The organism is uncultured Butyricimonas sp. (assembly GCF_959596855.1).
Lineage (GTDB): Bacteria > Bacteroidota > Bacteroidia > Bacteroidales > Marinifilaceae > Butyricimonas > Butyricimonas muris.
This window is the reverse complement of sequence record NZ_CAUFYA010000001.1, coordinates 188,877-204,430: the sequence shown is the minus strand read 5'-3', so window position 1 is coordinate 204,430 and position 15,554 is coordinate 188,877. Positions and strand designations below refer to the sequence as shown.

Here is a 15,554-nt window from a genome sequence, read left to right as displayed (position 1 = left end):
ATAGTTATTTCAAGTTTCCCCAACCGGGATTTTGTTCCATTTTGTTTAAGTTCAGTTCTATATCTGTCGGGATAGGCAACGCGTACCGGTAATCATCTTTCTTTAGCGTATAAGTCTCGACACCCTGTCCTTCCTTGCTCGCGCCGACTCTACTGGTTTCTACGCCCAAACGCTTCATGTCCAGCCAGCGTGTTCCCGCCTCGTAACAAAATTCTCTCCGTCTCTCGTTCAAAATTTCATCCAACACGTTCGCTCCCGTGTATTCGCTCCAACCGGGTATCCGGGCTTTCTTGAACTTCTCGAGCATAACCTTTGCTTCCGGTACCCTATCCTGTCTACATTTCGCCTCGGCATTAATCAAATACATTTCAGCAGTACGGAAAAGAACGGTCACTTCATTTATTGAACTCGTGTAACCCGGTTTATTGATATAATGTATTGTTCTTCCTTCTTCATCACTTGTCTTAAACCATGCAGCCAAACGAATATCATCATCATCATACATGGTAAGCAATTCGTTTGCAACCCGTTGAGCCTTACCCTCCGCCCAAATACCTGTAAAAATATTCCCGAAATCAAATTGTCTCCGGTAAGTCATTCTTAATTGATAATTAGAAGCACCTACCTGATATTCCCGCACACTCCCGGAAAACATCCCCGCAAGCTGTTCCGACAGACTCTCCGGCTCGTATCCTTCTATCAATTCTCCTGAATATTTTTCAGCGTTCGCCCAATCATTCTTCTCCGCGGCAGCCGAACCCGCCTTAAACATGTATACTTGTGCCAAAATAGCTTTCATGATTCCGGGATGATAGAACATATTCCAATCCTCCCTCGCCGTCCGGTAGCCTAACACTTCTTCCAACTCCCGGATGATAATCTTATACACTTCTTTCTGGGACAAACGATCACCGGGAGTCACATTTTCCGAATCCAGATTCAAAGGTATTCCCAACCGGTCATTCTGATAAGGAGCGAAAAATTGAATTAGCTTAAAGATATAATAAGCGCGAATGGTCTTCGCCTCTCCCACGATAGTTTCATACTCGGCTTCCGTGTATCCACCCGCTTTTTCCAAATCGTCGATAATCACATTCATAAAACCGATAGCGCCGTAACACTTTTCCCACAAAACATTAGCTATAGAGATCCCTTTCCAGTCAATACACTCGGTATACACACCCATGCTCTTCTCGTCAATATCCGTATGATCGGAATAATAAGACATATCAATATCGTCCTCGTACAAACACAACCGGGTAGCCATATCGTTGTACAAAGGGAAACGAAATACAGATCCCCCGTAAGACGGCTGAATTAGCCCTGCCGAATAAGTTATCGCGGCAAGGTAAGTCAACATTTCTGTTTTCACATCCTCCACGTTTGCCACAATCCTCTTGTTCTTCGGTACCAGATTTAAAAAATCCTTACAACTGACACTACTTATCAATAGCAGTATCCATATTACAATCAGTCCTTTTTTCATAACATACAATCATTAAATCCCAATATTCAGAGAAATCATATACTTCCTTGAGTTCGGATAACTAAACCCGCCGAAATTCTCCGGGTCTAGTCCCGTGTAACTGGAGATCGTGAACACATCCCGAATATTCAAATTCACCCGCAACGAGGTCAATAAAACCTTATGGCATATTTTAGACGGCACTTGATATCCCAATGAAATACTCGTGCATTTCAAGAAATCCCCGCGTTCCAGTTTCAAATCATACCACTCGCTGTAAAGTGAAGAGAATGTTCCTTCAGAAGAATACCCCGGGACATCAGTTATATCCCCCGGCTTACGCCAACGGGATGCTTCTTTTTTCAATACATTTTGTTTAGCGGCAGAAACCGAACCACCCACGGATGTCGCGTAATAAGCAGCAGTAATCTTATGCCCTGCCATAAACGAGAATGTCGAACTCAACGTGAACCTCTTCCACGATAAATTGGTCTGGAATCCTCCCGCTATAGACGGATAGCTATCCCCCAACTCTTCCTTGATATTCTCTTTATCCGTATTATACAAATCATCCATATCCAAAACCCATTTACCATCCTCCCGTTGGAAACCGATAGGTTCCTCCCGCTTGCTATTGTCCACGTAGGCCAAAGTATGACCGGTCCGAGGATCCACTCCGGCAAAACGATAACCGAACCAAGCACTCGTGGAGCTTCCCTCAATAGGAGTAGTTCTATCAAATCCCTTCGGCACCTCCGAGATATCCTTGTAATAAGTGTCGATGACCTTACTTTTGTTTATTCCCATATTGAAACCAACCGACCACATGAGTTCCTTTACCCGAATAATCTGTGAATTCATGGAAAACTCCCAACCGTAATTTCTCACCGACGAACTATTATACTTTATGCTACTCACCCCTACCGAAATAGGAAGATCCTTCGTATCCAACAAATTGCGAGTCACGTTATTATAATAATTAATCGTCGCCCGAATCCGGTTACTCAGTAACGCAATATCCATCCCAAGACTCCGGTCTTCCTTTTTCTGCCACTTCACAGACGGATTCTTCGGTTGAATATAGGTCGGAATATCATACCCGAAATATTTGGCCGTAGAACTAAAAGTCATCACACCAAAAGGTAAAGCATTCTTATCTATACTTCCGGTATACCCGTAAGAAAATCGAAAGGCCAGTTCATTTATCCATGACCGTTTTTTCATGAATTCCTCCGAATGCATATTATACTTGAAGCTAGCGTTCCATAACGGGGAAAAACGATTAGCGGTACCGATAATATTCGCACCGTCCATACGGGCACTTCCCGAAACGACATATTTATCCAAATAGCTATACGAACCCGAAACAAAAAATGAAACGCTACGACTCTTTGATTCCGACACCCCATCCAATAAATTCATAACCATTGAATTAACACTAAGCACTCCGTCCAATTCCGGTACCCCTATCAATCCTTTCTCCGGATCGTATTCCGGATACTTCACGTAATTACTATTGGACTTGTACTCGGAAACTTCATGACCGAAGTAAAGACTCACAAAATGTTTTTCCCCGAAACCATCTTTAAATTCAATGTTATTGCGCCACGTCCAACCTTGCGACCGGGAATTACTTTCTGCCAACCCGCCATTATTCAATTCATCGGGCAATTCCGTATAAACACGTGCAATCCAATTATTTACTTTAGAGGAATAAGAACCCGGCTCCCAAATAGTACGAGTTTCGTGAGAATTATTAAACACACTTCCCCTTGTCGTAAATTTCAGATTTTTCATAATCTGAAAATTCAATTCCAATGAAATATTATTATCCGTTGATTTTTGGGTAGATGTATTTCGTTTCATCTCATCCAGAATATTGAAATCATACTTGTAACCGTCTTTCAACGAACTCAACTCGGAAGTATAGGAACGATCGTATTCTAAATTTCCCTCGTCATCATAAGGTCGTTCATAAGGATTAGCGTAAGTAGCATAACGCAAGGGGGACACGGACATTTCGGAATCCTTGTCATTCCGTACGGCAGAAGACATATCGAAATTTACACCAAGAAACGGGTTGAATTGATAGCTCAATCGCAAAACCCCACTCCAATTCGAGTAAACATTCGAGGGTACAACCCCTTCTGTTCTACGGTAACTCAAAGAAGCGTAGTATTGACTCTTTTCCGAACCTCCGGAAAGAGCAACAGCATGATTTTGTGAAAAAGCGGTCCGAAAAATCTCATCGTACCAATTCGTGTTGATTTTACTTAACCGCTCGATTTCAGCCTCCGCTTCCTCCCGGGAAATCTTACCGATATCCGCGTTCCTCAATAACGTGATCACCCGTCCCCCGGAAGTGAAATTAGGAAAATCCTCGTATACACTACGTTCAAAAGCTATTTTCTCCTCCGAATTCATGAGATCCAATTTATTCTTGGGGGCTTCATCCATTGAAAAATTAGATGTAATTCGGATAGAACCACTCCCTTCCTGTCCTCTTTTCCGTTTGATCACAATCACCCCGTTGGCAGCTTGAGAGCCATAAATCGCCGTTGCCGCCGCATCCTTCAACACGGTTATGCTCTCGATATCTTCCGGCTCTATATCATTCAGACTCCCGTAGAACGGGGTTCCGTCCACGATCCACATCGGCTGCATCGAGCCGTATAAAGAATTTAATCCCCGGATACGTATTTCGGGCAGAACTCCGGGTTTACCGGAAATATTCCGTGTAGAAACCCCTGCCATCGCACCCCGAAGCACATCTCCCACGGATGCATACCCCTTATTTTCGATTTCTCTCGCGGTGATAACATCCACGGCTCCCGTCATTCTTTTCCTCTCTATCGTCTGGTATCCCGTTGTAACCGTCACCTCCTCCAACGCAGTGGCATCCTCGTGCATCACGAGTTCTTTCTTCTCCTTCGACCATTCACACTCGACAGCCTGCATTCCTATAAAGGAAAACTTCAGTACAGGAGTCACATTTTTAGGAGCCAATAATTTAAATGTACCGTTTACATCTGTCGTAACCCCGATAGTCGTACCCTTCAGAACAATCGATACTCCCGGCAAAGGTTCCCCGTTCTCGTCTTTCACCACCCCCTTCAACTCGACATAGACGACCGTTTCCTGATTCCCCTTCTCGTCCACCTTGCGAATCAACACGTACCGTCCTTGAATCGTGTACGAGTACTTCTTTGCCAGAATGACATCCAGCATCTCTTTTAGCGTACGATTTTGCAGGGACACGGACATTCGTTCACTCACGTCGACGACATCCGTCTTGTACACAAACTCAACATTCTGTTGCTGGCAAATCTTCTCGAAAATCTGCCCCAACGTCGCATTTTCCATCTCCAGCGTGTAACGCTTTTCTTGAGCATAAGCCTCATTCGCGTGAAAAACCGAGATAGAAAGCAAAATCAACAGGAACACACCATGTAGTTGTCCCCGGATTTTAATTTTCCGTTTTTTCTCCATACATTTGTTATTATTATTAATAATGCTCATAACAGAAGATGCGGCAAACATTACTGCTGTTATGAAATTATTTTCCGGAACAGGGAAGTTTAGTCTTCCCTGTTCTTGTTATTTTTAATCACTATCTTCTCTCCTTTAATATCAAATTTTACTTTAGTAATAGATTCTATCATCTTTAAAAAATACTCAAGCGGATTATATTTTTCCGCGGCCCCGCTAAAACGAAAGTCTCTCAACGCTTCGTCTTCAAATTCTACTTGAAAATTATACCAACGGTTCAATTTCTTCATGATATCCTCCAGCCTCATATCACGGAACTTAAACTCCCCATCCACCCACGAGGTATAAATCCTCGGGTCACACGTTTCTGTTGTCACCCGTGACGTTTCCCTGTCAAATGACAATATATGTCCCGGGGTTAAATCATAATTCCACGCGGAATCATTACCGATAACAGAAATACTCCCTTCAACCAGAGTCGTCATCACGCGTGATTCATCCGAGTACGACGTCACGTTAAAAGCCGTTCCCGTCACTCTAACCGCGTAATCATGTACCCGGACGTAAAAAGGTTTCTTCGAGTCATATGCCACTTGAAAATAAGCCTCTCCCTTCAAAAAAATCTCTCGTTTTTCCCCGTTGAATCGTGTCGGGAAAATTAACTCCGACCCGGAGTTTACCCGTACCATTGTCCCGTCGGCCAGAATCAACTGGTACTCCCCGCCACACGGCACCTTTAGCGTGTTAAAACCCGTTTCTCGTTGATTTTCCCGTATATTCCGGTAAGATAACTCCCCTTCCTTATTATTCAGCACGACGGAACTATCAGCCTCTACCATGCACATTTGTTTGTCCAGCAAGACCTCTTGCCCGTTATTCAATATCAATGATGCCCGGGGACCTCCCGGTTTTATACCCGATGTTAAGGTCACTTGTTGCTTTTCGAACCGGCTATTCAGTCCCCATACAAACGTCCCTAAAGAAAATAGAATAACCGCGGCAGCCACGTAACGCACGATAAACAACTTCTGCCGACGTTCTCGTTGCCCCCTCCATTTCACAAATTCGTCCCACGTGTAACGTTGCTCTATTTCTTTTTTCTTAGCCATCTTCTCCAAGTAAAACCCGGGCTCTTTCAATTCTTTAAAGATTCTTTCATTCCTTGAAGATTGATTCATCCATTCTTCCACCCCCTCATCCGTACGCTCTTCTGAAGAAGCCAAAACCTGCTTTCCGATTTTTCGAGCCAGCCGAATCCATGTTTGTACCTTCGATTTCATTCCTATTATCTTGTGTTTTCATATATAAAACACTTCTCAAGAAAATAAGAATGACAGTAACAATTATTTTTTTTGAAAAAATATCAGATAAACAAGAAAAACAACAGAGCTCGCAAATGTCCTAAATTTCGGCGAAGTATTATGTAGCTTCTTGCTTTATGGGTTTTTACCGTGTTGATAGACACACTCAATTCATTGGCTATCTCTTCGTTAGAATAACCTTCTAATGACCGTAACAGAATATCCCGACTTGTTTCCGAAAGATTATTTATCTCTTTAAGGACAATACTCGCAACTTCCTCCTTTAGCACATTTTCCATGAAATAATCCTCGGACTCCCAATCTTCCGGCAAAGATTCAAAATATTTCTCCCGAATACTTTTGTGCCGCAACTGATTTAAACAACCATGATGAATACTCTTGTACAAATAAGCTTTTAAGGCAACCTCATCGTTAAAACTGTTCTCCTGCTTCCAGTAATTAATAAATGCCTCCTGAACAATATCTTTACATACATCTTCGTCCGCAATATATTTTAAAGCAAATTGCAGATATAAAGAAAAATATTCTTCGAAAAGTTCCTTTTCCTTAAACGTTTTACGTGAATATAATGACGCCTCCTTCATGAAGGCAAAAATAGTAACAATACTTCAAATAAAAAAGCCTCATGACTTTATCGTCACAAGGCTTTGTTCCATTTTGTTGCCCCACTAGGATTCGAACCCAGACAGACAGAACCAGAATCTGTAGTGCTACCATTACACAATAGGGCAATTGTTTTATTGCGGTGCAAAGATAGTAGTTTTTTGGGATTTCAAAAAACTACTATCTATTTTTTCATTTCACTTCAATATTTTTTGATACTCGTCGTCATTAGCCAACACTTCCAACGCCTTGGCGATATGTTTGTCTTTACGGATATGATATTCCAGCACTCCTTCCTGCATATAATAACGCTCCATAAGTTGATCGGCCAATATATCGGAAATCTCATTCTTAAACGAATCCAGATCCCGATCTATAGAATGCCCGAGGTCATTTCTCAACGCTTCAATCTGACCGGATATCTGATCGTAATATTTCTCATCCCGTGCGGTCTTTACCAGTTTATCCAACATGGCTTGAGTGGCTGTTTCATACTCGAATTTCTTCGTTTTCAAGTATTCCTTGAACTCGTTGAACAATTCATCGGTCAATTCAAATTCCGAGGGAGCAGGCAATGTAGGATGTTTTGCCGCGTATTCGTTCACGAAATCAAACACCATATCCTGCATCACCAATTCCTGTGAAACCCGGGCGTATTTCTCCGGCTCGATCTTGATATCCGGCGTGATACCCCCACCGTCATACACGGTGCGTCCGGCTTTTGTCTTAAACGGTTTTATCAAAGAATCGGGAATCACGCCCACGCTTCCGTCCGGGTTACGATGCGCGTAATCCACCGCTTGAATACAACGTCCGCTAGGGATGTAATATTTTGCCGTGGTGACTTTCAATTTCGTGTTGTACACGAGGTCACGAGTGGTCTGAACCAAGCCTTTCCCGAAAGAACGCTCTCCCAGAACGACAGCCCGGTCATAATCCTGCAAAGAGCCGGATAATATCTCGGCAGCCGAAGCTGAAGCCCGGTCTATCAACACGGCAAGCTTCATGTCGGGCAATAACGGGTTCTTGCTCGTGGTATATTCTTTATCCCACTGCTTCATCTTGCCCTTGGTGCTCACGATCAGAGAACCTCTCGGCAAAAAGAAATTGGCGATCTCTACCGCTTGATCAAGCAATCCGCCCCCGTTACCCCGGAGATCAAGTACCAAAGACTGTGCCCCTTTATTTTTCAACTCCATGATCGCTTTCCGTACATCATCGGCAGCCTTATCCGTGAAACTGGTGAAATAGATATACCCGGTCTGATCATTCAACATCCCGTAGTAAGGCACACTCGGCATTTGCACGATTTCGCGCAACACCCTCTTTTCCATGGGTTTGTCTTCACCCACCCGCTGAACTTTCAAAACGACCTCTTTACCCGGTTGCCCTTTCAAGCGGGAACTCACGTATTCAACGGTTTTTCCTTTCATGTTTTCCCCGTCGATGGATAAAATCAAATCACCCGGTAGCAAGCCTGCCTTATGGGAAGGTGAATTCCGATAAGGTTCACGGATAACCACGTAATCTCCTTTTATCCCGATAATAGAACCGATTCCGGCATATTCTCCGGTAGTCATCATCTTAAATTCATCTATTCTGGACTCCGGGTAAAACTCGGTATAAGGGTCTAATTTCTTCAACATAGCGTCAATACCGTCCTTCACCATTTTCTCCGGCTGAACATCATCCACGTAAAAAAGATTCACATCCCTGAAAAGCGTGGCAAAAATATCCAATCCCTTGCTAATCTGGAATCTTTTGTTATCCTCCTTCAATCCCAACATCCCGAAAGCCAATAACAACACTCCCGAGATGATAATAATAACGCGTGTATTTTTTCTCATAACCTTATTTTAATATCAAAATCTAGCGAAATTAGTATATATCCGACAAAATAGCAAATTTTAAGGCACCGGATCGTAACCGGAACCACCCCAAGGGTGACAGGAACATATCCGTTTTATTGCCAGATACAATCCTTTTATTGGTCCGTGCTTGCGTAACGCCTCCACTGCATATTGCGAACAAGTCGGGGTATAACGACAGCTCGGGGGCGTCCATGGTGAGATACAAAGCTGATAGAACTTAATCGGAATCAGCAATATTCCTACCATTATCTTTTTCAATATAGACCAGAATTTTTTTAATAGCACCGGTGATTGCTTTTTCTATTTTATGAAATTCAAAGATATCATCCTGCAAATATATAAACAAGATGTCGATTGTTTTACCTTCCGGGATAGCGGAATACAATGTTTGTTTGTTCAATCTATACCCCTCACGCACCAAACGTTTTACCCGATTACGTTTTACCGCCCGTTTGAAACGTTTCTTCGAAACACTGATTGCCACGCGTGCCGGGGCATCTTTCTCATCCCTCGCGTAGAAACGGTATACAACGCGCAAAGGATAACTCACGAAACTTTGTCCCGAGGCTAACAATGCCTCGAAACCTGCCTTGTGACACAAGCGTTCCTCTTTGCTAAACGTGTATTTGATCGTTTCTTCCATGTGATAAGGGGTGTAAAACACCCCGGTTTATAAGGTTCATAAAGTTTATAAAGTCGGTGGATATGATTATGAAATAATAGACGTGATTTGACCTTATGACCTTACGGACGTTATGGACCTTATAGACGAGAGGGTATGTTTGACACACCCTCCTATTTTGATTTATTTTCTTTGTTGTAAGCCTTAATAAACTGTTCCAAAGCCATCGTCATCGAGGGAGCTTTCTCCGTCGGGGCTTTTATATCCAGCCTTAACCCGGATTCAGTGGCAGCCTCGGCTGTCGCCTCTCCAAAGGCCGCGATAATCGTTTGACCCTGTTCAAAATCAGGATAATTCTGGAATAAAGACTTGATTCCGGCAGGCGTGTAGAAAGCGATAATATCAAACTCCTTCAAGTCCGGGATATCATTTGCCACTTCATTAGCTACCGTCCTGTAAAACACGACTTTCGTGTATTTCAGCTTTAACTCGTCCATTAAAGCGGGAATATTCTCCTTGTGAACATCAGAAACCGGAACAAGGAAATTCTCGGTTTTATGCTTTAACAAGATTTTCGTCATATCCTCCACTTTCTTATCCCCGTAGAAAATCTTCCGTTTACGGTACACGATATACTTCTGCAAATAAAACGCTATCGCCTCTGAAATACAGAAATATTTCATTGTATCGGGAACAGTTACCCGCATTTCCGTACAAATTCTGAAGAAGTGGTCAATAGCAGTACGACTCGTGAAAACGATTCCGGTAAAATCCAATATATTAATTCTTTCTTGTCGGAATTCCTTTGCTGTTACGCCTTCAACCTTTATAAATGACTTGAATTCTAATTTCAAACCGAGTTCTTCAGCCAGATCAAAATACGGAGACTTGTCAGTTGTCGGCTTGGGCTGCGAAACTAATATCTTCTTAATTTTCAAGACTTTCTGTTTTTAAATTTAACCAAACTTTCTCGATTACACCAACAGCTTGTATAACACAAGCATCGGCACAATTTCGAGCCCACAAAGGTACAAAATCATATACAAAATTGAAACTTTGTAACCATATAATATTTTAATCAATCTTATAAATCTAAAAATCAAGAGGATGACAAACAAGGCGAATATCACGTGAAACAGGGTTGTTACAGCAGAAGATTTCACGAAAAACAAAGCCAAGACCAAAGGTGAAACAGACAATCCCAACACGATACCGCTAACTCGCAAATTCAGTATAATATCCGAAGCACAATGCCGACTGTTAAACGTCCAGCCCAGAAGACGCACCGTTCCCAGCAACACGATATAATACCCGAATATGATCAGAAAATAAAACAACGCATTCGAAAAAACGAAAGGCTCACTCGTCATAAAAGCAATCAACATTGCCAAAGACGAGAAAGACAGGCAAATAGATAAAAGTACAAAGGAATAATTCTGACGGGTACCCTCTGATATCAACGCCACATCCCTTTTCCTGCTGAAGAAATAGAAATATACCGCCAACAAAAATCCTCGTCCCTGTAAACGAAGTAAAGCGACAAGAACAAGAAAAACTACCATGTATGTTAAAATCCCAGTGGTAAGATGAAAATCCCATCCTTCCAGCGGGGTTGCATCCACCAACCCGATGTAATTCGTCAAGGTATCCATCGGTGGTGCCGGCATCCGGGAAACCGATTCTTCCAATAAAAAAGCCGGAAACACGCTCGAATCCCGCACCACACTATCCGCGACTTGTTCTAACATATTCAACCATCATTTAGTGTGCCTCGTACCAACTTTTCCCGTACCCGGTGCCCACGGTCAAGGGAACCGCCAGACTCACCACGTGCTCCATGCAATCTATAACCAATTGCTTCAACTCCTCGATCTCCTCGTGGTGGCATTTAAAATTCAACTCGTCATGTACCTGCAATATCATCTTGGAACGCAACCCCCGCTCTTTGATTTTCTGATGAATACAAATCATAGCTTTCTTGATAATATCAGCCGCGGACCCCTGTATCGGGGCATTCACGGCATTCCTCTCCGCTACTCCGCGTACCACGGCATTTCTGGAATTAATATCCCTCAAGTAACGGCGACGCCCCATGATCGTTTCCACGTACCCTTGCTTGCGGGCTTTTTCCACGGATTCCTCCATGTAACGTTTCACCCCCGGGTACAAATTAAAATACCCGTCAATCAATTCTTTTCCCTCTTTTCGGGAGATTTTCAACCGTTCTGCCAATCCCCATGCCGAGATACCGTAAATAATCCCGAAGTTCGCCGTTTTAGCCCTCCGTCTCATCTCGGGAGTCACCTCGTTCAAGGGTACATGATATATTTTAGACGCCGTTTCCGCGTGAATATCCTCCCCGTTCAGGAAAGCATCAATCAACCCGGGAGCCCCGCTCAAGTGAGCCATTAACCTTAATTCAACCTGCGAATAATCGGCAGAGAAAAAGCCATAATCGGGATCACCCGTGATGAACGCTTTCCGGATATTCCGTCCCTCTTCCGTCCGGATCGGGATATTCTGCAAATTCGGGTTCAAGCTGCTCAATCGTCCCGTGGCAGCCTCTGCCTGATTAAAATGCGTGTGGATTTTTCCGGTTCCCGGGTCTATGTATGTAGGCAGAGCCTCGGCATAAGTCGTCAGTAACTTTTTCAATCCCCTGTAATTCAAAATATGCCCCACGATAGGATGAGCCTCTTCCAATTTCGAGAGCACTTGCTCGGAAGTACTGTACTGCCCCGTTTTTGTCTTTTTATTCCCGGGGTCTATATTCATCCGGTCAAACAATACCTCCCCGAGTTGTTTGGGTGAACTGATATTAAATTCCTCCCCCGCTATCTCGTATATAATCTTTTCAGACTCCGCGATTTTCTCTTTCAATTCTTCCGACAATTCTTTTAATGCACCTTTGTCGATAGACACACCCTCGTACTCCATATCCGCCAACACCCCGACAAGCGGCATCTCCAACTCTTCAAACAATTTGTAGAGCCCGACATCCTTCAAAGCCTCCTCCAACTTACTCTTCAAGCGGAAAAGAATATCCGTTCTCTCCGCGTAATCCTTGTCTTTTTTGCTTCCTTCTTCCGGGAATAAAGACAATTGCGGGTTCTCGGTATTATCACCTTTAATCAAACGATAATTCAATAACTCCAAAGCCACCCGCTCCAACTCGTGCGAACTGTCCGGCTGCAACACGTAATGCGCTATCTTGATATCGAAAATCCGGTTCTTCACCTCGATCCCTACCCTTCTCAACCAAATAATATCGTCTTTCACGTCATTGGAAATCAAAATCTTCCCTTCATCTTCAAAAACCGGGGAGAGCGACCGTATCACCCATTCCGCCTCCGCTTTCCCGGACGGAAGCCGGAAATAACAGGCACTATTCGATGCCGTGGAAAAACACAGGTAATCCGGGTAAGAATTATAAATTGTCCCGTCCCCGAAGATCGCGTTCAACACAAATTCCGGGGCTTCTTTCAATGTCTGCAATAACTCTTCCCGTTCCTCTTTCGTCGTCAATTCCCGGTATTCCACCTCCTCGGGATGTATCGTATCGACTAATTTCTCCTCATGCTCTATCGCGAAAACTCGCTTCGCCAGAGAGAATAATTCCAATTCATTGAAAATCGGTTTTAAAACATCGTCTTTTATCTCGCCCAAGAATAAATCTGCAACATTCACGTCTGTCGGCACTTCCGTGTTGATCGTCACCAGTTCTTTCGACAGAAACACGGTATTTTGACAACACAACAGACTCTCTTTCTGTTTTCCTTTCAATTCCTCGATATGCCGGTACACCCCCTCGATACTCCCGTATTTATAAATCAAGGTCGCCGCGCTCTTCGGTCCTATACCGGCACATCCCGGCACGTTATCGGCAGTATCTCCCATCAAACCAAGGATATCTATCACCTGTTCCACCCGCTCTATCCCGAAATGGTCAAGCACCTCCGGGATACCCCACACTTCCGATTTATTCCCCGATCTTCCCGGTTTATACATGAAAACTTTCTCGCTCACCAACTGCGCATAATCCTTATCCGGCGTGATCATATACACTTGAAAACCCTCCTTTTCCCCTCGTTTTGCCAAAGTTCCCACCACGTCATCCGCCTCGAATCCGTCCACGGTGACACAAGCTATCCCCAACCCCTCGATAATTTTTTTGATATAAGGAATAGACTTTTTCAGGTCCTCCGGCATGGGCGGACGCTGTGCCTTATACTGCGGGAACATCTCGTGACGGAATGTCGGTCCCTCCGGATCAAAAACAACAGCCAGATGTGTCGGCTTCTCCAACTCCAGAATTTCCAGCAAAAAATTAAAAAAACCGAAAGTAGCCGATGTATTTATTCCCGTGGTAGTAATCCGGGGATTGTTTATAAACGCGTAATACGAACGGTAAATCAGTGCAAAAGCATCCAGCAAGTATAATTTTTTCTCCTCGTTAGTCATCATCTTTCCTTTTCAAATTATTTCTTACAAAGTTAGCCTTTTTCTTTTACACGGATAGCTACTTTGAAAAAAAGACATCAAAATTACGCGTTTCGCGTAACGCGAAACGCGTAATATCAAAGTCTACAGCCCTCCCTACAAACGCACACTCCATGATAGTTCCGACTGTCGTGGAGTCTTTCATCCAAAATCCATGACAATCGTGTCAAAATATTTTTTGCTGTTATCCTCCCTTTCTCGAGATGAGGTTTCGGTATATTCAGTTATTTTACTATAACAAATAATGAATATACCATGTACTTTTATATTATCAAATTTTATTCAATTTCAATTAAAATACTATTATTTTACCTTTGAAATAGGAGTTGAATAGGAGATGAATGGGAGATGAATAGGAGTTGATATAAATCAAGTATAAAGTAGATACCTTATATTTATATATTATTTAACTTATCTTATCCTAAATTCAAGAGAAAAAAGGAGGTAATTTTTCCTTCAATTCTATTTTGATGTGGTTGCCATGTCTAAAATCCGAAATCACGTTCCTCTTTTAAAAGAAAAGAATATCTTTGAACTCGCAAACAAAGAAAGAAAAGATTAAATGACCTATCAATTGGATATACAACCTTGTCCGGAATGGAATTTGTTCACGCGATTACAGCGTCCGCTAGTCATTGCCGGACCTTGTAGTGCGGAAAGTGAAGAACAACTTTTTGAAACAGCAACCCTATTGAAAAACAACGGGATAGAAGTCCTGCGTGCCGGCATATGGAAACCGCGTACCCGCCCGAATTGTTTCGAGGGAATCGGAATGAAAGGATTACCTTGGTTACAGCATATCCAAAAAACTTTAGGGTTGAAGATATCCACCGAAGTTGCCAACGCCCACCATGTCGAGGCCGCTTTGAAACACGACATAGATATGCTTTGGATAGGGGCACGCTCGACCGCTAATCCATTTGCCGTTCAAGAGATTGCCGAAGCTCTTCGAGGTGTGGATATTCCCGTTTTCGTCAAAAATCCCGTCAACCCGGATATAGAACTTTGGATTGGGGCTTTTGAACGCCTTTATTTGCGCGGGATCAAAAAAATGGGAGCCATACACCGCGGCTTTTCTTCCTACAATAGCGCTCGCTATCGCAATACACCACAGTGGCAAATCCCTATCGAGTTAAAGCGACGCGTTAAACAATTGCCCCTCTTTTGTGATCCCAGTCACATCGGCGGGCACCGGGAATACATTCAAGAGATATCTCAAAAAGCCATGGATCTCGGTTTCGATGGTCTGATCGTGGAATCGCACGTTCATCCGGATTGCGCACTAAGTGATGCAGCACAACAAATTACCCCGGTGCAATTAAAGGAAATTCTAGAGCATCTGGTTATCCGGGAAGCACACCCGAACAACTCTGCCAATCATTTAATCATCGAGGAACTCCGGGAAAAAATAGATACCCTTGACTCTTCCATCATGGAAGCCCTCACGAATCGCATGAAAATTATCGAGGAAATCGGTCTTTACAAAAAGGAAAACAACATCACCATTCTCCAACCCGACCGCTGGGAAAGCATTCTCTCCCGCGTCACGGAAGAAGCACGTGAAAATAATCTCCCCGTGGAACTCGTGGAACGGGTGTTCAAAGCCATTCACCAAGCTTCTATCGACCGACAAACGGATATCATGAATAAAAAAGAGCTAGGTGCCTAAACACCTAACTCTC

The 15,554-nt window shown here is 43.3% G+C and carries 11 protein-coding genes and 1 tRNA gene; 1 reads left to right on the top strand and 11 read right to left on the bottom strand.

Annotated features, from left to right (window positions below; all coding sequences use genetic code 11):
- Positions 1-4: 4 nt before the first annotated feature.
- The 11 genes from Q5866_RS00740 to polA all read right to left on the bottom strand — a co-directional run bounded on the left by Q5866_RS00740 (position 5) and on the right by polA (position 13,833).
- Positions 5-1,486, bottom strand: coding sequence for a RagB/SusD family nutrient uptake outer membrane protein (locus Q5866_RS00740; RefSeq protein ID WP_186974892.1), 1,482 nt, complete (start codon positions 1,484-1,486; stop codon positions 5-7).
- A 12-nt stretch (positions 1,487-1,498) separates the two neighbouring features.
- Positions 1,499-4,954: a SusC/RagA family TonB-linked outer membrane protein gene (locus Q5866_RS00735; protein ID WP_303178127.1), complete on the bottom strand. Its 3,456-nt coding sequence runs from the start codon at positions 4,952-4,954 to the stop codon at positions 1,499-1,501.
- An 89-nt stretch (positions 4,955-5,043) separates the two neighbouring features.
- Entirely contained in the window at positions 5,044-6,234 is a 1,191-nt protein-coding gene (locus Q5866_RS00730; protein ID WP_186974894.1) for a FecR family protein, read from the bottom strand.
- Between the two features lie 83 nt (positions 6,235-6,317).
- Positions 6,318-6,860, bottom strand: coding sequence for a sigma-70 family RNA polymerase sigma factor (locus Q5866_RS00725; protein WP_186974895.1), 543 nt, complete (start codon positions 6,858-6,860; stop codon positions 6,318-6,320).
- A 76-nt stretch (positions 6,861-6,936) separates the two neighbouring features.
- Positions 6,937-7,007, bottom strand: a tRNA-Gln gene (locus Q5866_RS00720).
- A gap of 69 nt (positions 7,008-7,076) precedes the next feature.
- A complete protein-coding gene (locus Q5866_RS00715) occupies positions 7,077-8,726 on the bottom strand; it encodes a S41 family peptidase (RefSeq protein WP_186974896.1) in 1,650 nt (549 codons plus the stop codon).
- A gap of 60 nt (positions 8,727-8,786) precedes the next feature.
- On the bottom strand, positions 8,787-9,008 hold the full coding sequence (yidD, locus tag Q5866_RS00710; RefSeq protein ID WP_099291350.1) for a membrane protein insertion efficiency factor YidD: 222 nt from the start codon (positions 9,006-9,008) through the stop codon (positions 8,787-8,789).
- A complete protein-coding gene (rnpA, locus tag Q5866_RS00705; protein WP_186974897.1) occupies positions 8,968-9,393 on the bottom strand; it encodes a ribonuclease P protein component in 426 nt (141 codons plus the stop codon). Before rnpA ends, yidD begins: the two co-directional genes overlap by 41 nt.
- 152 nt (positions 9,394-9,545) lie before the next feature.
- Positions 9,546-10,310 carry a uroporphyrinogen-III synthase gene (locus Q5866_RS00700; RefSeq protein ID WP_186974898.1) on the bottom strand — a complete coding sequence of 255 codons (765 nt, stop codon included), beginning with the start codon at positions 10,308-10,310 and terminating at the stop codon, positions 9,546-9,548.
- Positions 10,311-10,346: 36 nt separating this feature from the next.
- Positions 10,347-11,120 carry a DUF4271 domain-containing protein gene (locus tag Q5866_RS00695; RefSeq protein WP_186974899.1) on the bottom strand — a complete coding sequence of 258 codons (774 nt, stop codon included), beginning with the start codon at positions 11,118-11,120 and terminating at the stop codon, positions 10,347-10,349.
- Positions 11,121-11,133: 13 nt separating this feature from the next.
- Positions 11,134-13,833 carry a DNA polymerase I gene (polA, locus tag Q5866_RS00690; RefSeq protein WP_186975006.1) on the bottom strand — a complete coding sequence of 900 codons (2,700 nt, stop codon included), beginning with the start codon at positions 13,831-13,833 and terminating at the stop codon, positions 11,134-11,136.
- 601 nt (positions 13,834-14,434) lie between these two features.
- Between polA and Q5866_RS00685 the strand changes: the two genes are divergently transcribed.
- Positions 14,435-15,541, top strand: coding sequence for a bifunctional 3-deoxy-7-phosphoheptulonate synthase/chorismate mutase type II (locus tag Q5866_RS00685; RefSeq protein ID WP_186974900.1), 1,107 nt, complete (start codon positions 14,435-14,437; stop codon positions 15,539-15,541).
- Positions 15,542-15,554 lie beyond the last annotated feature (13 nt).

Bases quoted from the DNA above. Each gene is read 5' to 3' on its own strand.
- Q5866_RS00725 (WP_186974895.1), bottom strand. From the start codon at position 6,860: ATGAAGGAGGCGTCATTATATTCACGTAAAACGTTTAAGGAAAAGGAA.
- Q5866_RS00740 (WP_186974892.1), bottom strand. From the start codon at position 1,486: ATGAAAAAAGGACTGATTGTAATATGGATACTGCTATTGATAAGTAGT.
- rnpA (WP_186974897.1), bottom strand. From the start codon at position 9,393: ATGGAAGAAACGATCAAATACACGTTTAGCAAAGAGGAACGCTTGTGT.
- Q5866_RS00735 (WP_303178127.1), bottom strand. From the start codon at position 4,954: ATGGAGAAAAAACGGAAAATTAAAATCCGGGGACAACTACATGGTGTG.
- polA (WP_186975006.1), bottom strand. From the start codon at position 13,833: ATGACTAACGAGGAGAAAAAATTATACTTGCTGGATGCTTTTGCACTG.
- Q5866_RS00715 (WP_186974896.1), bottom strand. From the start codon at position 8,726: ATGAGAAAAAATACACGCGTTATTATTATCATCTCGGGAGTGTTGTTA.
- Q5866_RS00730 (WP_186974894.1), bottom strand. From the start codon at position 6,234: ATGAAATCGAAGGTACAAACATGGATTCGGCTGGCTCGAAAAATCGGA.
- Q5866_RS00685 (WP_186974900.1), top strand. From the start codon at position 14,435: ATGACCTATCAATTGGATATACAACCTTGTCCGGAATGGAATTTGTTC.
- Q5866_RS00695 (WP_186974899.1), bottom strand. From the start codon at position 11,120: ATGTTAGAACAAGTCGCGGATAGTGTGGTGCGGGATTCGAGCGTGTTT.